12 protein-coding genes are annotated in these 19,483 nt (G+C 74.2%); 5 read left to right on the plus strand and 7 right to left on the minus strand.

Going from position 1 to position 19,483, the window contains the following annotated elements; translation table 11 throughout:
* The 4 genes from MRQ36_RS32100 to MRQ36_RS32115 form a co-directional block, all read right to left on the minus strand.
* A complete protein-coding gene (locus MRQ36_RS32100) occupies nucleotides 1–6,441 on the minus strand; it encodes a non-ribosomal peptide synthetase (protein ID WP_242800580.1) in 6,441 nt (2,146 codons plus the stop codon).
* Between the two features lie 136 nt (nucleotides 6,442–6,577).
* The gene (locus tag MRQ36_RS32105; RefSeq protein WP_242800582.1) at nucleotides 6,578–6,832 is read right to left on the minus strand and encodes an acyl carrier protein; all 255 of its coding nucleotides are present in this window, start codon (nucleotides 6,830–6,832) and stop codon (nucleotides 6,578–6,580) included.
* 87 nt (nucleotides 6,833–6,919) lie between these two features.
* On the minus strand, nucleotides 6,920–7,957 hold the full coding sequence (locus tag MRQ36_RS32110; protein WP_242800584.1) for a beta-ketoacyl-ACP synthase III: 1,038 nt from the start codon (nucleotides 7,955–7,957) through the stop codon (nucleotides 6,920–6,922).
* 145 nt (nucleotides 7,958–8,102) lie between these two features.
* Entirely contained in the window at nucleotides 8,103–9,413 is a 1,311-nt protein-coding gene (locus MRQ36_RS32115; protein WP_242800586.1) for a helix-turn-helix domain-containing protein, read from the minus strand.
* Nucleotides 9,414–9,753: 340 nt separating this feature from the next.
* Here MRQ36_RS32115 and MRQ36_RS32120 point away from each other — a divergent pair, with 340 nt between their 5' ends.
* A complete protein-coding gene (locus MRQ36_RS32120; protein ID WP_242800588.1) occupies nucleotides 9,754–9,930 on the plus strand; it encodes a hypothetical protein in 177 nt (58 codons plus the stop codon).
* Nucleotides 9,931–9,940: 10 nt separating this feature from the next.
* On the opposite strand, the gene MRQ36_RS32125 is transcribed toward MRQ36_RS32120, so the two are convergent.
* Nucleotides 9,941–12,964, minus strand: a complete 3,024-nt coding sequence (locus MRQ36_RS32125; protein ID WP_242800590.1) for a BTAD domain-containing putative transcriptional regulator — start codon at nucleotides 12,962–12,964, stop codon at nucleotides 9,941–9,943.
* A 320-nt stretch (nucleotides 12,965–13,284) separates the two neighbouring features.
* On the opposite strand from MRQ36_RS32125, the gene MRQ36_RS32130 reads away from it, so the two are divergent.
* Nucleotides 13,285–13,671 carry a nuclear transport factor 2 family protein gene (locus MRQ36_RS32130; protein ID WP_242800592.1) on the plus strand — a complete coding sequence of 129 codons (387 nt, stop codon included), beginning with the start codon at nucleotides 13,285–13,287 and terminating at the stop codon, nucleotides 13,669–13,671.
* Between the two features lie 240 nt (nucleotides 13,672–13,911).
* On the plus strand, nucleotides 13,912–16,008 hold the full coding sequence (locus MRQ36_RS32135) for a cellulose binding domain-containing protein (RefSeq protein ID WP_242800594.1): 2,097 nt from the start codon (nucleotides 13,912–13,914) through the stop codon (nucleotides 16,006–16,008).
* Between the two features lie 40 nt (nucleotides 16,009–16,048).
* Here the strand turns inward: MRQ36_RS32135 and MRQ36_RS32140 are convergent, their stop codons facing one another.
* On the minus strand, nucleotides 16,049–17,122 hold the full coding sequence (locus tag MRQ36_RS32140) for a DUF4037 domain-containing protein (protein WP_242800596.1): 1,074 nt from the start codon (nucleotides 17,120–17,122) through the stop codon (nucleotides 16,049–16,051).
* 84 nt (nucleotides 17,123–17,206) lie between these two features.
* Here MRQ36_RS32140 and MRQ36_RS32145 point away from each other — a divergent pair, with 84 nt between their 5' ends.
* Together MRQ36_RS32145 and MRQ36_RS32150 are read left to right on the plus strand one after the other, a co-directional pair.
* A complete protein-coding gene (locus MRQ36_RS32145; protein WP_242800598.1) occupies nucleotides 17,207–17,428 on the plus strand; it encodes a hypothetical protein in 222 nt (73 codons plus the stop codon).
* 53 nt (nucleotides 17,429–17,481) lie between these two features.
* On the plus strand, nucleotides 17,482–18,402 hold the full coding sequence (locus MRQ36_RS32150) for a 5'-3' exonuclease (protein WP_308194956.1): 921 nt from the start codon (nucleotides 17,482–17,484) through the stop codon (nucleotides 18,400–18,402).
* Between the two features lie 108 nt (nucleotides 18,403–18,510).
* Here MRQ36_RS32150 and MRQ36_RS32155 read toward each other — a convergent pair whose 3' ends face one another.
* Entirely contained in the window at nucleotides 18,511–19,395 is an 885-nt protein-coding gene (locus tag MRQ36_RS32155) for an MHYT domain-containing protein (protein ID WP_242800600.1), read from the minus strand.
* Between the last annotated feature and the right edge of the window lie 88 nt (nucleotides 19,396–19,483).

A 19,483-nucleotide genomic window follows, 5' to 3' on the forward strand; every position in this document is an offset into this window, starting at 1 on the left:
TCACGGGCCCGGCTGTCCGCTGGGCAGCGGCGCTCCCGCCTCGGTGCGTCGCCGCAGCACCGGCCGGGTACGAGCCGGTCTGGCGGCCGGTAGCCGGTCGGTGAGGACGGCGATGGTGGGGGCCTGGAAGATGTCGCGGATGGTCAGTTCGACGCCGAGCACGGCGCGGGCCCGGGCGGCCAGGCGGGCGGCGAGCAGGGAGTGCCCGCCGAGGTCGAAGAAATTGTCGTCGATGCTCACCGTCGGCACGCCGAGGATTTCCGCGTAGAGACCGCAGAGCATTTCCTCGCGGGCGTCGCGGGCGGCCCGGCCGGTGCCGGCGGTGGGCGTGAATTCGGGCCGGGGCAGGGCGCGACGGTCGAGTTTGCCGTTGGCGGTCAGCGGCATCCGGTCCAGCACCAGCACGGCGGCGGGGACCATGTGGTCGGGCAGCCGCTCCCGCAGCCATGCCCGCACCTGCGCGCCGTCGATCGCTGGCGGCTCCGCCCGGTCCGGCGCGTCGACCGGGCGACTCGGATCGGTGCCGGCCGTCGGCGGCTCGGTGTGGGGGACGAGGTAGGCGATCAGGCGCAGTGTGCCCGTCGGGTCCGGTGCCGCGACGACGGCCGCCTGGGCGACCCTGTCGTGGCCCAGCAGCACGGTCTCGATCTCGCCGGGTTCGACCCGGAAGCCGCGCACCTTCACCTGACCGTCGACCCGGCCCACGAAGTCCAGCACCCCGTCGGGCGTCCACCGGGCCAGGTCACCGGTCCGGTACAACCGCTCCCCCGGGCCACCGAACGGGTCCGCCACGAACCGCTGCGCCGTCAACCCCGACCGGTTCAGATATCCGTGCGCCAACCCGACTCCGGCCAGGTACACCTCACCGACCACCCCCACCGGCACCGGCCGCAACCGGTCGTCCAGGACGTAGGCCCGCTTGTTGGTCACCGCCCGACCGACGGGCACCGAGACGCCGCTGATGTCGGCCGGCACGTCGAAGGTGGTGGTGAAGCCCATCGACTCCGCCGGGCCGTAACCGTTGGCGACCCGCAGGCCCGGACAGCGCGCCAGGATCCGCGCGACGTGGGCCGCGGATGCGGCCTCCCCGCCGGTGAACGCCACCCGCACCCCGTCGAACGCCTCCGGGTACTCGTCCACCAGCAGGTTGAACAGGCCCGACGACAGCTGGAGCATCGACACCCCGTGCGCGCGGACCAGCTCGGTGATCAGGCCGGGCTCCGGCCGCTGACCGGGCTGGAGCACGCAGGTGCCGCCGAACAGCAGCGCCCCCCAGAACTCCAGGGAGAACGCGTCCCACGACACCGGGGAGCACTGCAGGAACACCTCACCCGGCCCGAACGACGCGTACGACTGGCCGGCCAGCGAACCCACCAGCGCCCGGTGCGACGACACCACGCCCTTCGGCACACCCGTCGAACCCGACGTGAACATCACACAGGCCACGTCACCCGGGTCCACCCGTACCCCGGGGTCGGTGTCGTCGTGGGTGGCGATGAGGTCGGCGTCGGTGTCCACCCGGACCACCGGGCCGGTGGCAGCGGCGGCGACGCGGGGCGCGAGCGCGGCGCGGGTCACCAGGGCGGCGGCGCGTGTCTCGGTCAGCACCCAGCCCAGCCGCTCGTCGGGGAACTCCGGGTCCAGCACCGAATAGCCGGCACCCACCTTCACCGTCGCCAGCAACGTGACCGCGAAGTCGACGCCGCGCTCCAGCAGCACCCCCACCGTGTCGCCACGCCGCACCCCCACCGACCGCAGGTACGCCGCCAACCGGTTCGCCCGGCCGTCCAGCTCGCCGTAGGAGACCGCCACCCCGTCACCGACCAGGGCCACCGCGTCCGGGTCGGCCGCCACCCGCGCGGCGAACAGTCCGGCCAGCGACCCGTCCGGCACGTCGACGGCGGTGGCGTTCCAGTCGCGGACGACGGCGGCGTGTTCGGCGGGGTCGAGCACCTCGACGGTGTCGAGCGGGCGGGTCGGCTCGGCGAGCACCTGGTCCAGCACCCGCAGTAGGGCGGCGACCAGGCGTTCCACGGTGGCCGGGTCGAAGATGGCGGCGCTGTAGAGCAGGGCGCCGCCGATGCCGGCGTCCCCCTCGTCGCGCAGCAGGAACTCCAGGTCGAACTTGGCGCTGCCGGTGTCGACCACGCCGCCCCGGCCGCAGCGCAGACCGGGCAGGCGCAGGTCCGCGTCGGCGGCGCTGTCGAGGGCGAGGCAGACCTGGAACAGCGGGTGCCGGGCCAGCGAGCGGACCGGGTTGAGCGCCTCCAGGAGCAGGTCGAAGGGGAGCTCCTGGTGGGCGAGGGCGTCCAGGTCGGTGGCGCGTACCCGGGCCAGCAGCTCGGCGAAGGACGGGTTGCCGGAGGTGTCGGTCCGCAGCACGAGCGTGTTGACGAAGAACCCGACCAGGTCGTCCAGCGCCGGGTCGGAGCGGCCCGCGACGGGGGTGCCCAGAGGTACGTCGGTGCCGGCGCCGTACCGGGTGAGGGTCAGCGCGAGCGCCGCCTGGAGCACCATGAACGGGGTGCAGCGCTGCTGGCGGGCCAGTTCCCGGATCCGGCGGGTCGACTCGGGGTCGATCCGTACGGTCACCGCGCCGCCGGAGTGGTCGGCTTCCGCCGGCCGGGGCCGGTCCAGCGGCAGGGTGATCTCCTCGGGCAGTCCGGCGAGGGCGTTCCGCCAGTAGTCGAGTTCGGTGGTGTGCACGCTGGCCGGGTCGGCGGGGTCACCGAGCATGTCGCGCTGCCAGAGCGCGTAGTCGGCGTACTGGACGGGAAGCGGCGTCCACTCGGGGGCGTGCCCGGCGCGCCGGGCCGCGTACGCGGTGGCCAGGTCGCCGAAGAGCGGGCGCAGCGACTGTCCGTCGGTGGCGATGTGGTGCAGCAGGATCAGCAGCACATGCTCGTCGTCGGCGAGGTCGACGAGGGTGACCCGGATCGGCGGCGCGGCGGCGAGGTCGAACCCCTCGGTGGCAGCCTCGGCGAGCAGCCGGTCGAGGTCTTCCGGGGTGGCCCGACGGCGGGCCACGGCGACCGGCGCCGGGTCGAGGATGAGCTGGTACGGCTCGCCGTCGACGGCGGTGATGACGGTCCGCAGCACCTCGTGCCGGTCCACCAGGTCGGTCAGCGCCCGTCCGAGGGCGTCGACGTCGAGGTCGCCGGTGAGCCGGACGGCCAGCGGCACGTGGTAGGTGCTGCCCCGCTGCTGGAGCGAGTCGATCAGCCAGAGCCGGCGCTGCGCGTACGACAGGGGGATGCGCTCCCCGCGCGGCCCGGCGGTGACGGCGGGACGCGGCCGGGCGCGGCCGGTGTCGGCCAGGTGGTCGGTGAGGGCGGCGATGGTGGGGGCCTGGAAGATGTCACGGATGGTCAGTTCGACGCCGAGCACGGCGCGGGCCCGGGCGGCCAGGCGGGCGGCGAGCAGGGAGTGCCCGCCGAGGTCGAAGAAGTTGTCGTCGATGCTCACCGTCGGTACGCCCAGCACCTCGGCGTAGAGGCCGCCGAGGATCTCCTCGCGGGCGTCCCGAGGGCCGCGTCCGCCGCCGGTGCCGGTGGTGCCGAAGTCGGGGGCGGGCAGGGCCCGGCGGTCGAGTTTGCCGTTGGCGGTCAGCGGCATCCGGTCCAGCACCAGCACCACGGCGGGGACCATGTGGTCGGGCAGCCGCTCCCGCAGCCACTCGCGCACCTGGGCGCCGTCGACGGTCGGGTCGGCCCCGGCCGCCGGCTCGTCGGTGGGGTGCGGGACGAGGTAGGCGATCAGGCGCAGCGTGCCGGTCGGGTCGGGTGCCGCGGCGACGGCGGCCTGGGCGACCTGCGGGTGGCCCAGCAGCACCGACTCGATCTCGCCGGGCTCGACCCGGAAGCCGCGCACCTTGACCTGACCGTCGACCCGGCCGACGAAGTCGAGGACCCCGTCGGCCGTCCAGCGGGCCAGGTCCCCGGTGCGGTACAGCCGCTGTCCCGGGCCGCCGAACGGGTCGGCGACGAACCGCTGGGCGGTCAGTTCGGGCCGGTTCAGGTAGCCGTGCGCCAGACCCACCCCGGCCAGGTACACCTCGCCCACGACACCGACGGGGACCGGCCGCAGCCGGGCGTCCAGCAGGTACGCCCGCTTGTTCGCCACCGCCCGACCCACCGGGACGCTCCCCGCGCCGAGATCGGCGGGCACGTCGTAGGTGGTGGTGAAGCCCATCGACTCGGCCGGACCGTAGCCGTTGCCGACCCGCAGCTCCGGACAGCGGGCGAGGATCCGCGCCACGTGCGGCGCCGAGGCCGGCTCCCCGCCGGTGAACGCCACCCGCACCCCGTCGAACGCCTCCGGGTACTCGTCCACCAGCAGGTTGAACAGCCCCGACGACAGCTGGAGCATCGACACCCCGTGTTCGGCCACGAGCGCCGCGATCACCGCCGGCTCCGGCCGCTGACCCGGTTGCAGGACGCAGGTGCCGCCGAACAGCAGCGCCCCCCAGAACTCCAGGGAGAACGCGTCCCACGACACCGGCGAACACTGCAGGAACACCTCACCCGGCCCGAACGACGCGTACGACTGGCCGGCCAGCGAACCCACCAGCGCCCGGTGCGACGACAGCACCCCCTTCGGCAGCCCCGTCGAACCCGACGTGAACATCACACACGCCACATCGCCCGGGTCCACCCGTACCCCGGGGTCGGTGTCCGGCTGCGCGGCGATCGCGGCGGCGTCGGTGTCGACGCGGACCACGCGGCGGTCGGCGGCGTCGACGCGGGCGGCCAGGGCGGCGCGGGTGACGACCACGGTCGCATCGGTCTCGGTCAGCACCCAGCCCAGCCGCTCGTCGGGGAACTCCGGGTCCAGCACCGAATAGCCGGCACCCACCTTCACCGTCGCCACCAGTGCGACCGCGAAGTCGATCCCCCGCTCCAGCAGCACCCCCACCATGTCCCCACGCCGCACCCCCACCGACCGCAGGTACGCCGCCAACCGGTTCGCCCGGCCGTCCAGCTCGCCGTAGGAGACCGCCACCCCGTCGCACACCAGGGCCACCGCGTCCGGCTCCGCCGCCACCCGCCCGGCGAACAGCCCCGTCAGCGACCCGTCCGGGACGTCCACGGCGGTGGCGTTCCAGTCGCCGAGCACCCGCTCCCGGTCGGCCGGGGTGAGCAGGTCCAGCTCTCCCACCGGCCGGCCGGCGGCGTGGGTCAGGGCCCCGAGGACCTGGTGGAAGGTGCGCTGGTAGGCGTCGAGGTCCACCGCGTCCCGGTGGGCGGTGTCGACGCTGACGTCGATCCGCAGGCCGCCCTCGGGATGGTGGGTGACGGTGAGGGCCAGATCCTCGACGGTGCCGCCGGTGGAGATGAGGTGGTGCAGGGCCGGCAGGCCGGCGAAGTCGTCGTGCTCGTCGCCGGCGACGAGGTTCACCACCGGGCCGAACTCGCGCCGGCCGTCGGTCGGCCAGTCCAGGTCCCGCCGCAGGTCGGCGGAGTCGTAACGCTGGTGCCACTGGGCGCGCAGGGTCTGCCGGGCCACCCGGGCGGCCAGTTCCCCGCTCGTCTCGGCCGGGTCGATCCGGCAGCGCAGCGGGAGGACGTTCGCCATCATCCCGGGCGCGCCGACCGACCGCGGGTCGAGCCGGCCGGGCACCGGCAGGCTGAGCAGCACGTCGCTGTCGCCGGTCCACACCTGCCGGTGCAGCACGGCGGCGGTGATCAGGGCCTGCTGCCAGGTGACGCCGGCCCGCTCGGCGAAGCGGCGCAGCCGGGCCAGGCCGTCGGCGTCCAGTCGGGACACCTGGCGGGTGACCCGGTTGGCGGCCTTCCCGGCCGAGGCGGGCGGCGGCGGGTACGTGACGTCGGCCATCAGCTTCCGCCAGTACGCGCCGTCCCGCTGCTGGGCGCGGGAGCCCGCGTACCGGGCCTGCTCGTCGAGCATGGCGGTGAACGAGCCGAGCGGTGCCCCGGTGGCCGGGCGACCCGCCACCAGCGCGGAGTAGAGCTCGGCACCCCGGCGGCGGACCACCGTCGAGGTGTAGCCGTCGTGGATGAGGTGGTGCGCCCGGTTGTACCAGAGGAAGTGCTCGGGCCCGAGCCGGAAGATCTCGTGGTGGAACAGCCGGTCGTGTTCGAGGTCCGGCGCGGTGTCCATGTCGGCGCGCATCCGGTCCAGCGCCGCCCCGAGCGGGTCCGGCTCGCCGCTCAGGTCGCACAGTGCGGGCTCGAAGTCCGGCGCCGGCCCGACGTACTGCACCGGGACGCCGTCGACCTCGGCGAACCGCAGCCGCAGCGTCTCGTCCTCGGCGACCAGGGCGCGGACCGTGGCGGCGAGCGCTGCCTCGTCGAGCCGGCCGCGGATCTCCAGGTAGCCGCCCATGTTGTGGACCGGATTGCCCGGGTCGATCCGCTGGGCGTACCAGACACCGAGCTGTGCCGCGTTGAGCGGGCGGGTGTCGGTCGACGGATCGGACATGGTGGACCCCCATCTGTGCACGGAAGGCGGAACGGTGGGACAGCCGTCACCGGCCCACCGCGGCACCCTCAGGGACGCGTGCGCGGTGGGCCGTGGGCGGGACTACGGACAGCGGTGGGGCGGACCGGGCTACGGGTCACTGCTTCCGCTCGATGAGGTCCAGGATGTCCTGGACGCTCTGGACGACGGCCAGCTCGTCGTCCGTGATCTCGATGTCGAAGATCTTCTCGACCTTGACCAGGATGTCGACGAAGGTGAGCGAGTCGATGCCCAGGTCCTGACTGAGCCGGTCCGCCGGACCGATGCGGACCTCCAGGTCCGGCACCTGTTCCAGGACGATCTCGTTGACCTTCTCCAGGGTGTCCAGGGTGTTCAGCACGGTGTCTCCCATCCTCGGGCCCTCGGGTGAGTGGCCTCGCCTTAGGTGATCGGTGGTGCGGGTGGTGCGGCCGGCGCGGTCCCGGCGGGTGGGGCAGGGTCAGCTGGTCGCGGGCAGCGTCAGCTCGGGCCAGGTGAGGGCCGCGGCGGCCCAGGTCGCGCCGCCGCCGAACGCGGCCAGCAGCACCCGGTCGCCGGCGGCGAACGAGCCGGACTCCACCGCGTCGACGAAGGCCAGCGGGATGGACGCGGCGGAGGTGTTGGCCACCTTGTCCACGTTGATCACCGCCTTGTCGGCCGGGATGCCGATGGCCTCGGCGGTGGCGGTGAGGATCCGCCGGTTGGCCTGGTGGGCGACGAGCCAGTCGACGTCGTCGACGCCCCAGCCCATCTGCTCCAGCACCGTCGTCGAGGCGAGGGTCATCCGGTTGATCGCGTGCTTGTAGACCGAGCGGCCGGCCATGGTGAAGTAGCTCTGCGCGGCGTCGGTGCCGACCCCGGCGGAGCGTTGCCGGGAGCCGCCGGCGGGCGTCTTCATGATGTCCAGCAGGTCGCCGTCGCTGCCCAGGACGTGCGCGGTGACGCTGCCCGGCTCGTCGGTGCCGCCGGCCCGTACGACGACCGCGCCGGCGCCGTCACCGAAGATCGGCGCGGTGATCTGGTCGTCGTTGTCCAGGATCGTGGAGATCGCGTCCGCGCCGATCACCAGCCCGGTGCGGTACGCGCCGGAGGCGAGCATGCCGGCGCTGACCGACAGCGCGTAGACGAAACCGGAGCACGCCGCGTTGAGGTCGAAGGCGGCGATGCCCTTGAGGCCCAGCCGGGCGGCGACCGCGGGCGCGGTGGCCGGGAACGGGTGGTCCGGCGTGCAGGTCGCCAGGATCAGGAAGTCGATCTCCGGGTTGCCGCAGGAGTCGAGCGCCCGCCGACCGGCCTCCACGGCCAGGTCGGAGGTGGCCTGCTCCGGTTCCATGACGTACCGCTGCTCGATGCCGGTGCGGTCCCGGATCCAGTCCGTGGTGACGCCGAGCCGCGCGGCGATCTCGTCGTTCTTCACCACCTGGTCCGGCACGTACGCGCCGAGGCCGGCGATGACGGCCGTCCTGGTGTTCCTCGTGTGCTCGACATTCGCCGACAAAGGTCGTCCCTCCTCGTACCGTCGTCCGGCGGTCCGACGGGCTCTCCGCCGGGCCGCTTCCTGCTCGGTGTGCAGTCATTCAACCGGCGGCCGCACCCGCCGAGCGGCAGTTGTTCCGGCACCCGCCCAGCAGTTGCACGGGCGGTCAGACCCGGGTCGTGCACGCGCAGAGCCGGGCCGCCCGCACCAGGTGCAGGATCCGGAACCGGGACTGTCCGGTCGCATAGCTGGACCGGACCAGGCCGTGCAGCACCAGGTCGCGGACCGCCCGCCCGCTGTCGGGCAGGCTGCGGCCGGTCAGCGCCATCACCTCGGCCAGCCCGAACTCCTCGCCCCGGGCGCAGAGCGCGTCGAGCAGGTCCCGCTCGTCGGCGGGCAGGCCGGCCAGCCGACGCTCCAGCGCCTCCCGCAGGCCGCCACCGCCCTCGGCGCCGGCCAGGTGGTGCAGCAGGCCCGCCGGATCGTCGTGCAGGCACCGGTGCAGCGTCGGCAGGTCGTACACGACCAGCCAGGACGCCACCGCGTGCAGCGCCTCCGGCACCCCGTCGAGCCGGCGGCAGATGGCACCGACGAGCTCGGTGTCGGCGGCGGTCGGCCGGAAGTCGGGGCGGACCCGGCGGGCCCGCTCGACGAAGAGCCGCACGGCCGCGGCCTGCGGGTCGACCGGCTCGCCCGGTTCGGGAACGGCCAGCGGGGTGAGCAGGAAGGTGCGCTCGCCGGGCACCCGCAGCGGCTGCGCGGCGGTGACCAGGATCCGCAGCCCGGGGCAGTCGCGCAGCAGCTCGGCGAGCCGGTCGGGGCGGACCGTCCCGGTCAGCCCGTCCAGCACCAGCAGCGGCGGCCGGTCGGCGACCGTCTCCACGAACGCGGCGATGTCGTCCGTTCCGCCGTCGCCGGCGTCGAGCAGCTGGCCGACGCAGCCGCGGACCAGCGCGGCGAGCCGGTCGCCGCCAGTCTGCGGGGCGGCCACCGGGCACCAGAGCACCGGGGTGCGCTCGGCGGTGTGCAGCCGGGTCGCCACCTCCAGGGCGAGCCGGGTTCGCCCGACGCCGTCGATGCCGACGATGGTCAGCAGCCGTTCGCCGCCCCCGGTCAGCTCGTCGAGCACCACGCCGGTCTCGGCCTCGCGGCCGAGCTGCACGTCGACGGCGAACGGCGGGGCCGGCGGGTCGGCCTCGTAGCCGGCCTTGACCGCCCAGCTGGTCCGGCCCTCGTTGGCCGCCGACTCCAGGTCCGCGCGGGCCCGCAGACCGAGCCGCAGGCCGTCGGCGATCAGTCGTACGGTGTCCTGGCGCGGCCGGCGCGCCCGGCCCTGCTCCAGGTCCCGGATGGCCCGGACGCTGACGGTGGAGAAGTCCGCCAGTTCCCGCTGGGTCAGTCCGATCCGCATGCGGTGCTGGCGGACCAGCAGGCCGAACCGCGGCACGTCCTCGCCGCTGCGTACGTCGATGCTCATCGTGCGGTCTCCACTTCTCCGGTGTCACGGCGCGGGGAAATCACCTGCGGCGGCTTGTGACCGCCGCGATTCCCGGCACCGGGATTTCCCTCGTCACCGCTATGCTCCGGACTCCGCTATCCGCCCGGCATCACCGGACCAAGCGGGGAAGAACCGCAGTTCAGCGCGGTCATCGAGCGGCCGGATCGATCGTGGTCGAGGTGCCGGCAGGCGGCGGGCGGCCACCCTATCGGCAGCACCGACAATGGTGATAGCGCCGGGATAACTGCTGGGATAAGGCCGGGATTCCGTCCGTCGTTAGCGTTCAGCCATCACCGGAAACGCCGACAAGGAGTCGACAATGCGCCGCACCGTCGCAGTGAAGATGTTCGCTCTCGCCGCCGCCACCGCCGGCCTCTTCTTCCTCGGCGTCACGGCAGCGCACGCCGACGACCTGCCGGCCCCGGACTCGTCGACCACGGTCACCACGGTCACCAGCCCGACCCCCAGCCCGACCAGCAACAACCCGTGGGACTGACCCCGGCGGCTCAGGAGGCGGACGGACGTCGGGTGGCCAGCTCCTCCGACAGCCGCTCCGCCTCACGCAGTTCGTGCCGCATGCCCCGCGTCCGGAAGCTCTCCGCGGCCTGCTCCAGCAGCGCGCGGGCAGCCGCCGGGTCACCCCGGCGCAGCTGCACCCGGGCCAGGTCGAGCCGGACCACCGCCGCGCCGCCGTGGTCCATGATCTGCTCCCGTACGGCCAGCGCCTGCTCGAAGGCCTCCCGGGCCTGCTCGTAGCGCTCGCTGGCCTCGTGCACCTCACCGAGGTTGCGCAGCAGGTGTCCCTCGCCGATGACGTCGCGGCTGCGGCGGACCATCTCCAGCACGCCGGTCAGCGTCCGTTCGGCCTGGACGTGCTCACCGCGGCGCAGCAGCACCTGACCGGCTCGGCGCAGGGCGTGCGCCTCGCCGTGGGCGTACCCCACCGAGCGAAAGATGGTCAACGCCTCCTCGAGCTGGTCGTGCGCGACGGCGGTGTGCCCCCGCCGCATCCAGATGTACGCGCTCTGGGTCAGCACCGTGGCCCGGCCGACCACGTCCCCGACCCGCTCGAAGTCCCGCGCCGCCTGCTCGTAGAGCAGCAGCGCCCGGTCGTCCTCGCCGATCTGCCGGTCCAGCAGGGCCAGGTCACGGCGGCACAGGGCCAGCCCGTGCGGGTCGCCCAGCTCGTCGAAGATCTCCAGCGCCGCGCCGAGCGCCCGCCGCGCCTCGTCCGGCTGCTGCCGGCTCAGGTGCATGGTGCCCAGGGAGCTGAGCACGGCCGCGGTGCCGCGCCGGTTGTCGGCCGCGCGGGTCGCCTCCAGCGCCCGCCGGTGGGTCCGCTCCCAGTGGTCGAAATAGCCCCGCGCCTCGAAGAGGGTGACCAGCGTGGTGGCCAGGTCCCAGCACAGCTCGTGCAGACCGGCCTGGGCGGCCTGCTCGACGGCGAGGCAGAGGCTGGGATGCTCGCTGTCCAGCCATTCCATCGGCTCGGTGAGCAGGGCGTCCACGTAGGCGGCCGGCGGCTGCCACCGCGCTCCGTCACCGCGCAGCACCGTGTAGTCGCCGCCGTAGATCCGGGCGTGGGCCTGCTCGGCGATCGCCAGCCAGCCGCCGACCATCCGTTCGGTCGCGGCGAGCTGCACGGCGGGGCTGTCGTGCAGGGTGAGCTGCTCGCGGGCGAAGAGCCGGATCACCTCGTGGAACCGGTAGCGGAACTCGCCGGTGCGCTCCACCGCCACCGCGTCCAGCATCTGCACGTCGACCAGCGGCTCGACCAGGTCGGACGGGAACGGGCGGTGGTCGTCGAGCAGCGCACCGGCGATCCAGCCCGGCACGGTCGGCCCCTCGGCGAGGCTGAACAGGCGCAGCAGCCGGCGGTCGGCCCGGTTGAGCCCGTCGTGGGTGAGCGACAGGCTGGCCCGCATGGTCATCTCGCCGTGCGCCAGCTCGTCCAGCCGGTGCCGCTCGTTGGCCAGCCGGTGCACCATCGACGCGAGCGTCCAGTGCGGACGGGCGGCCAGCCGGGCGGCCACGATCCGCAGCGCCAGCGGCAGGCCGCCGACCGTGGCCACCAGGGCGGTGGCCGCCTCCGGTTCCCGGGCGACCCGCTCCGCGCCGATCACCCGGCCCAGCAGCTCCAGCGCCTGCGCCCGGTCCAGCACGTCCAGCTCCACCCGCTGCGCGCCGGGCAGGGCGGTCAGCCGGGACCGGCTGGTGACCACGACCGCGCAGCTGCTGCTGCCGGGCAGCAGCGGGCTGATCTGGCGCTCGTTCGCCGCGTCGTCGAGGACCACCAGCATCCGGCGGGACGCCAGCAGGGTCCGGTACATCTCGGCGCGTTCGTCGGTGCCGTCGGGGATCACCGGGCCGGGGATGCCCAGCGCCCGCAGGAACCGGCCGAGGGCGTCCTTCGCGCTGACCGACTCGGGGCCCGCGCCGCGCAGGTCGCAGTAGAGCTGGCCGTCGGGGAAGCGGCTCCCGCCCAGCCGGTGGGCGACGTGGGTGGCCATCGCGCTCTTGCCGATGCCGGGCTTGCCGGCGATCACCACCAGCCCGAGCGCCCGCTGCCCGTCGCCGCCGAGCAGCGCGGCCTCCACCGTCCGCAGCACCGGCTCGCTGGCCACGAAGTCCGCGGTGTCGGCCGGGAGCTGGTGCGGCTTCTCCTCGCCGTACGCCGGTGCGGGCGCGACGGCCGGCGCCGGCCGGTTGCCCTCCGGGCGGTGCGGCGCCGTGCCGCCGGCGTGCAGCGCCGGGTCACCGGCCAGGATGGCGGCCTCCAGCTGGCGCAGCTCCTCCCCCGGTTCCAGGCCCAGCTCGTCGGCGAGCAGCCGCCGGCCGGCCCGGTAGACCTCCAGCGCCTCGGCCTGCCGGCCGGAGCGGTGCAGCGCCAGCATCAACTGCCCGCGCAGCCGCTCCCGCAGCGGGTGTTCGTGCACCAGCCGGCTGATCTCGCCGACCAGCTGGTGGCTGCGCCCGAGGCTCAGCTCCAGCTCGAGGTAGGTCTCGATCGCGGCCAGCCGGTCCTCGTCCAGCCGCACCCCGCGGGTGCGCAGCGCCTCGCTGGGAATGCCGCTGAGGCACGGGCCGCGCCACAGCGCCACGGCGGCCCGCAGGGTCTCCGCCGCCTCGGCGACCCGCCCCTCCTTGACCAGCACCCGGGCGGCCATCACCTGCCGGTTGAACACCTGCAGGTCCACCGAGTCCTCGTCGGTGCGCAGCAGGTATCCGGGGGCGCGGGACACCACGGACGCCGCGACGCCGGCCGCGGCGAAGCTCTTGCGCAGCCGGGACACGCAGATCTGGATCTGGGTACGGGCGGTGTCCGGTGGCTCCTCGTGCCAGATCAGGTCGAGCAGCCGGTCGGTGTCGACCACCCGGCCCGCCTCCATCAGCAGGCAGGCGAGGATGATCTCCTGCCGTCCCGGCGGGATCCGGACCGGCCCGGTCGCCCCTTCCACCTGCAGGGGGCCAAGGACCCGGAAAACGATTCCGGGCAGCGCGACCGGGCGGGCGAGGGTCAAGTCGGGCATGAGTCTCCAGGGCCGACAGCTATTCAGGAATGACGGTTCTGTAAACAACTTCACTTCATCGGAGGGCCCGCTGTCCAGCCGCGCAAGAACAACTCTTTGAACCGTCCGTAGGTTGCGCGATCCGGTGCCGGGATGGTCAAGTGGAACGTCGCAGCCCGCCCCCGGCACGAACGGGTGACGGTGGCTGCCGTCCGGTCGGTGAATGGCGGACGACGCGCGGGGAAAGCGCCGTGATAGGCCGGAGTTGCCTGGTCGGTCGAGAGTTGTTCGCACAGCCACCCAGTGTGGACAGCGGGGAACCAGGCAGAGGAGATCACCGGATGATCAGCCACCGGGGTTCGCGGACACGCAGCGCAGTCGCCACCGCGGCCGGAGTCGACCACGTCAGACTGTCGTACCACTATCTCGACACCGGTGACATCGACGGGTACGCCTCGCTGCTCGACGAGCACGTGCAGGTACGGCGACCGGACCTGGCGCAGGGCCGGGGCCGGGCAGAGGTGCTCCGGATCCACGCCCAGGTCGCCGGCCCACCGGCCCGGCACCAGATCTTCAAGGTCATCGCCGACGGTGACGGGGTGGCGGTGACCGGCCGCTACACCGGCGCGTCGAGCCGGAGCGACCTGGACTTCGTGGACGTGTTCACGCTGACCGACGAGGGGATGCTGCTCGGCTACCGGCGCTTCTACTTCGTCGCACCCGCCTGAGCGTCGGAAAGCGCTGTCTTGAGGTCGGCGCGAACCGTGTGCGATTCTTGGTCGTCGATGTGACCCGGCGCGCGGGCCGGAGCGTCGTCCACTGGGCAACCGCGGACCGGCACGGTCCACGGAGGACGACGGCACCTCACCAGAGCTGATCCGGCCAGGAGTCCGTCCGTCGCGCCCGTGGGTCACCCCGTCGCCGGCCGGGTGCGGTCTCCGGCGTGAGCACCGAAGGAAGACCCAGCCATGAGGAACCCGAACAGCCCCGGGGGCCCGCCCCGTCCCGCCCGACGTCGGTGGAGCGCGCTCGGGGCGGGCCTGCTGCTCGCCACGGCAGCGCTCGGCGGCCCGCAACCGGCCCACGCCGGGACCACGCCGACCCCGGTGACGGTCACCGTGAACGCCCGCGCGGGGCTGGCCACGGTGCCGGACACCGCACTGGGCGTCAACCACGCCATCTGGGACGCCAACCTGGGCAGCACCGAGACGTCCGACCTGCTGCGGGCGGCCGGCGTCCGGATGCTGCGCTACCCGGGCGGCTCGTACGGCGACATCTACCACTGGAAGGACCACACCGCGCCCGGCGGCTACGTCGCCCCCGGTACCGACTTCGACACCTTCATGGCCGCCGCGAAACGGGTCGGCGCCCAGCCGATGATCATCGCGAACTACGGCACCGGCACGCCCGCCGAGGCCGCCGACTGGGTGCGCTACGCCAACGTCACCAAGGGCTACGGCGCCCGGTACTGGGCGGTCGGCAACGAGAACTACGGCAACGGCCTCTACGGCTCGGGCTGGGAGGCCGACGACCACGCCGACAAGAGCGCCACCCAGTACGCGAAGCTGGTCGTCGCGTACGCCGACGCGATGAAGGCCGTCGACCCGACCGTCAAGGTCGGCGCGGTGCTCACCATGCCGGGCAACTGGCCGGACGGGATGACCGCCGGCAGCGACCCCGGACCGTGGAACTCCACGGTGCTCTCCATCGCCGGCCCGAAGATCGACTTCGTGGACGTGCACTGGTACCCGGGTGGCACCGCCGCCGAGTCACTGGCGCGGACCAGCCACCTCCCCGACGCGGCCTACCTGCTGCGCCAGCAGATCGACCGGTACGCGGGCCCGGACGCCGGACGGATCGGCATCAGCTTCACCGAGCTGAACGTCGGCGCCGGCCAGAACACCCAGCCGGGGGCGCTCTTCCTGGCCGACGCCTACAGCGGGCTGCTGGAGAACGGCGTCTTCACGGTGCAGTGGTGGAACGTGCACAACGGGATCGGCACCGTCTCCGAGGTGGCCGGGCACACCGACTACGGCGACTTCGGGCTGCTCTCCAGTGGCGGCTGCACCGCAGACGGGTCGGTCTGCGAGCCGCCGCTGAACACCCCGTTCGCGCCCTACCACGCGCTGTCCATGATGAACCTCTTCGCCCGCGCCGGTGACCAGCTCGTCCGGGCCGGCACCGACCAGCCGCTGCTGACCGCCCACGCGACCCGCCGCGCCGACGGGGACCTGGCGGTGCTGCTGGTGAACAAGGACCCGGACACGGCCTACCCGGTCACCCTGGACTACGCCGGGTTCACCCCGGCCGACACCGCGCCCACGGTCCACACCCTCACCAACGGCGCCGACGCCATCGCCACCGCCCGGTCGGGGAGCGCCACCAGCCGGACCCTGCCGCCGTACTCCCTGACCACGCTGGTGCTGCGACCGGCCGGCGCAGTCACCGGGCAGCCCGGGGCGCCGGGCCGGCCCACCGCCACCGCCGTCACCGACCGGACCGCGACCATCTCCTGGCCGGCGGCCACCCCCGGCGCCAGCCCGATCGCCAAGTACGAGGTCTACCGGCAGAACGGCGCGGTCAGCGAGCAGCTCGGCGAGACCAGCGGCCTCTCGCTGTCGGTCGGCAACCTCAACCCGGGCAGCCGGTACACGGTCAACGTGCTCGCCCGCGACACCGCCGGCCGGGTGTCCTGGTCGTCGCCACCGCTCAGCCTCACCACCGGCAGCCCGGCCGCCAGCACCTGCGCGGTCCGACTGAGCAAGACCTCGGACTGGGGCAACGGGTTCGTCGCCGGCGTGGACATCGTCAACACCGGGCCGAACCCGATCAACGGCTGGACCCTCGGCTGGAACTGGCCCACCGGCTGGCAGCAGCTGAGCAGCGGCTGGAGCGCCGACTGGTCGCAGGCCGGCACCGCCGTCAAGGCCACCAGCACCGCCGACAACCGGCAGCTCGCCGCCGGTGGGGGTGCCACCAGCATCGGCTTCGTCGGGTCGTACGGCGGTCCGAACGTGCTGCCAGGCGTGTTCACCCTGAACGGCACCGTCTGCACCACCCGGTGAGGCGCCGGGCCGGCCGGTCATGCCGACCGGTCGGCCCGGGTCACTCCGGCAGCAGGGCAGCGGCCACCCGACGGACCCGCTCGGGGTGGGTGAGCACGTCGACGCTGTCGACGTACTGGTCGACCGCCCCGAGCGGCGGCCGGGCCCGCAGCACCGGGTCGGCGATCCCGGCCCGCAGCGCGGTGGCGAACCGACCACCGTCGAGCACCAGGAAGGGACGTTCGTGGAAGGTCCGGGCCGTCGGGTCGACGGCCTCCGCCAGGCCGGTGTCGTTGGTCCAGCCGCCGACCGTCTCCAGGGCCCGGACCAACCCGGCCTGCCGGTCCGCCCAGGCGCCGGGCCCGAGGGCGTCGCCCAGCGCCGCGACCACCGGCCCGGCCGCGGGCAGCCCGGCGAAGACGGTGCCGAGCCATTTGTCGTACGGGGGCCAGCGGCGGTGCAGCAGCAGCCCCAGTCGCAGCACGTCCCGGGCGAGTCCGGCGGCGACCACCCGGCTGCCCAGCTCGTCGCCGACCTCCGCGCAGCGCCCGGCCAGGTGCTCGGACTGCCCGATCCGGGTCCAGCAGGCGGCCAGCACGTGCCGCCAGACGTCGTCCGGATACCAGGCCAGCCGGGCCCGGACGGTGTGCAGCGCCCCGTCCAGGCCGTCGTGGAAGACCGCGCCCCCGGTCAGCTCGGCCAGCCGCTGGGTGGGCGTGGCGAGCCAGTCCGCCACCCCGATCCCGGTACGCGGGTCGAAGCCGAGCCGGTCGCGCAGCCAGCCGCCCAGCTCGGCCACCTGCACCCCGTGCCGCTCCCCGGCCGGGTCGGCGACGCCGAGGCGCACCTCGGGCCCGCCCCGGAACCGGGTCGGCCAGTCGAGGAACCGCGCCGGCAGTTCCGCGTCCAGCAGCACCCGCAGCCCGGCCACCTCGGCCGGGTCGGCGACCAGCAGCAGGGCCCGGGGACCCCAGTCGTGGTCGGTGGAGCGCGCGGTGTCCAGGCCGAGCAGCTCCGAGCCGCCGTCGAGCAGTCCCGCCGCGTACCGCAGGCCGGGCCGGTGCCGGGCCAGCAGCGGCGCCAGCACCTCGTCGTGGAACCGCTGGGCCAGGGTCAACCCGGGGACGAACGTCATTCCCGCAGTCTGCCCGGTCACCCGGCGGATGTGGCGGCACCGGCCGGGCGTCGCCACTAGCCTGGGTACCACGGGGGTGGCGCGATGACGGCAGACGGCGGGGACCGCACGGCGGCACGGCGTCGTCGGCTGCTCTGGGCCGGCATCCTGGCCGTGGTCGGGCTGGTGCTGCTGCTGGTCGGCCTGACGGTGGCCGACGGCGCGCTCGCCGGGATCGAGGTGGTGCTGGCGATCCTGCTGCTGGTGGCGAGCTACGCCGTGCAGCACCTGGCCCGCCGCGAGAGCCTCTACGACGACCGGCGCTGACCCGGCCCGTGCCGGTCCCCCACGGCGTCGTACCGCTGTGCCAGGCTGTCGGCGTGGCACAGCAACCCCCGATCCTGCTGATCGACGCCCCGAGCCTCTACTTCCGGGCCTACTTCGGCATTCCCGAGTCGGCCGCGCGAACAGCGGAGGGTCAGCCGGTCAACGCCGTCCGCGGCTTCCTCGACATGCTCGCCCAGCTCGTCCGCACCCGCCGGCCGGACCGGATGGTCTGCGCGCTCGACCACGACTGGCGACCGGCCTGGCGGGTGGAGCTGCTGCCGTCGTACAAGGCGCACCGGGTCGCGCCGGAGGGCGGCGAGGTGGTTCCCGACACGCTCTCCCCCCAGGTGCCGATGATCCTGGAGGTCCTCGATGCGATCGGCATCACCGCCGTCGGCGCCACCGGCTACGAGGCCGACGACGTGCTCGGCACGCTCTCGGTGACCCAGCCCGGCCCGGTCGAGGTGGTCTCCGGCGACCGCGACCTGTTCCAGCTGATCGACGACAGCCGTGGCGTGCGGCTGCTCTACGTCGGCCGGGGCGTGGCGAAGCTGGACGACTGCGACGACGCCGCCGTACGCGTCCGCTACGGCGTCCCCGCCGACCGGTACGCCGACTTCGCGGCGCTGCGCGGCGACCCGAGCGACGGCCTGCCCGGGGTGCCCGGGGTGGGTGAGAAGACGGCCGCCCGGCTGATCGACCGGTACGGCGGCCTGCCCGGCATCCTCGACGCGCTCGACGACCCGACGTCCGGTTTCGCCCCCGGGCTGCGGGCCAAGCTGGACGCCGCGCGGGACTACCTGGCCGTCGCGCCGAAGGTGGTCCGGGTGGCCACCGACGTGCCTCTGCCGGCGCTGCCCACCGCGCTGCCGACGGCGCCCGCGGACCCGGACCGGCTGCTGGAGCTGGCGGAACGCTGGAACCTCGCCGGCTCGTGCCGGCGGCTGGTCGACGCGCCTGCCGGCGGGGCCTGAGCAGCCGGCGGGGCCGCCGGACCGGTCACGACGGCGGCCTGTTCAAGCGGCGCGCCGCGCGGGCCGACCTGCCGTCCGGGCCGGCCTGCGGCGGTGGGCCCGGCGTCGTCAGCGGGGCGAGGTGTCCCGCCGGGACGCCAACGGCGTGCCCGGCCGGCCGAGGGTGGACCGGCCGCGCAGCCCCACCGGGTCCGGCGTGGGTTCCGCCGTGGCGAGGCTGTGTTCCGGGGCCCGCCGCGCGTCCAGGTACGCCGTGCCCGCCCGGTCGTCGTCGGTGGGCGCGGCCAGCAGCGCGTAGACCAGTCCCACCACACCGAAGACCACCGCGAGCACGATCGGCACCAGCAGCCCGCTGACCTCGGTGCCGGTCAGCTCGCCCGACCGTTCGTGCAGGTGCACCGAGAGCCCGCTCATGCCGGTGAAGTGCATCCCGTTGACGGCGATGCCCATGACGAGCGCGGAGGCGGCGATGGCCAGGCCCCGCCGGACCGTCATGGACAGCCAGAGCGCCACCGTGGCGGCCACCAGCGCGATGAGCACCGACAGCACCACCCGGGTGCGGTCGTAGCCGAGGGTGCCGTCCAGCCGCATGGCGGCCATGCCGGTGTAGTGCATGGCGGCCACACCCGCGCCGGTGAACAGCCCGCCGGCGAGCACCCGCGGCGGCGAGAGCCGGCCGGTGCCGACGATGGCCAGGCCGACGCCGACCGCGGCGACGGCGATGGCCGTGCTGGCCGCGGTGATCGGCACGTCGTAGCGGATCCGGGTGCCCTCGACGGCGAAGCCGAGCATCGCCATGAAGTGCATCGCCCAGATGGCGGTGCCGCCGAGCGCCCACGCGGCGAGCAGTCCCCACCAGGCCCGCTGCCCGCCGGTGCGGGCGGTGCGGATCCGGCCGGCGCAGACCAGGCCGAGGGCCGAGCCGAGCACCGACAGCGCGTAGCTGAGCGCGGGCGTGATCCACCCGTACTCAAAGTGATTGATTTCCGCCATGACGGCCTTCCCCGAGACAGCTACCGACGCGTGACAGGCGCGTCGTAGCCATGATCGGGGAGGCTCTGAGCAGGCACGACGGCACCCC

Origin of the sequence: Micromonospora sp. R77 (genome assembly GCF_022747945.1) — a bacterium.
Lineage (GTDB): Bacteria > Actinomycetota > Actinomycetes > Mycobacteriales > Micromonosporaceae > Micromonospora.

Excerpts from the sequence above, each read along its gene's own strand:
- MRQ36_RS32100 (WP_242800580.1), bottom strand. The coding sequence starts at position 6,441 with ATGTCCGATCCGTCGACCGACACCCGCCCGCTCAACGCGGCACAGCTC.
- MRQ36_RS32105 (WP_242800582.1), bottom strand. The coding sequence starts at position 6,832 with ATGGGAGACACCGTGCTGAACACCCTGGACACCCTGGAGAAGGTCAAC.
- MRQ36_RS32115 (WP_242800586.1), bottom strand. The coding sequence starts at position 9,413 with ATGAGCATCGACGTACGCAGCGGCGAGGACGTGCCGCGGTTCGGCCTG.
- MRQ36_RS32120 (WP_242800588.1), top strand. The coding sequence starts at position 9,754 with ATGCGCCGCACCGTCGCAGTGAAGATGTTCGCTCTCGCCGCCGCCACC.
- MRQ36_RS32125 (WP_242800590.1), bottom strand. The coding sequence starts at position 12,964 with ATGCCCGACTTGACCCTCGCCCGCCCGGTCGCGCTGCCCGGAATCGTT.
- MRQ36_RS32130 (WP_242800592.1), top strand. The coding sequence starts at position 13,285 with ATGATCAGCCACCGGGGTTCGCGGACACGCAGCGCAGTCGCCACCGCG.
- MRQ36_RS32135 (WP_242800594.1), top strand. The coding sequence starts at position 13,912 with ATGAGGAACCCGAACAGCCCCGGGGGCCCGCCCCGTCCCGCCCGACGT.
- MRQ36_RS32140 (WP_242800596.1), bottom strand. The coding sequence starts at position 17,122 with ATGACGTTCGTCCCCGGGTTGACCCTGGCCCAGCGGTTCCACGACGAG.
- MRQ36_RS32145 (WP_242800598.1), top strand. The coding sequence starts at position 17,207 with ATGACGGCAGACGGCGGGGACCGCACGGCGGCACGGCGTCGTCGGCTG.
- MRQ36_RS32155 (WP_242800600.1), bottom strand. The coding sequence starts at position 19,395 with ATGGCGGAAATCAATCACTTTGAGTACGGGTGGATCACGCCCGCGCTC.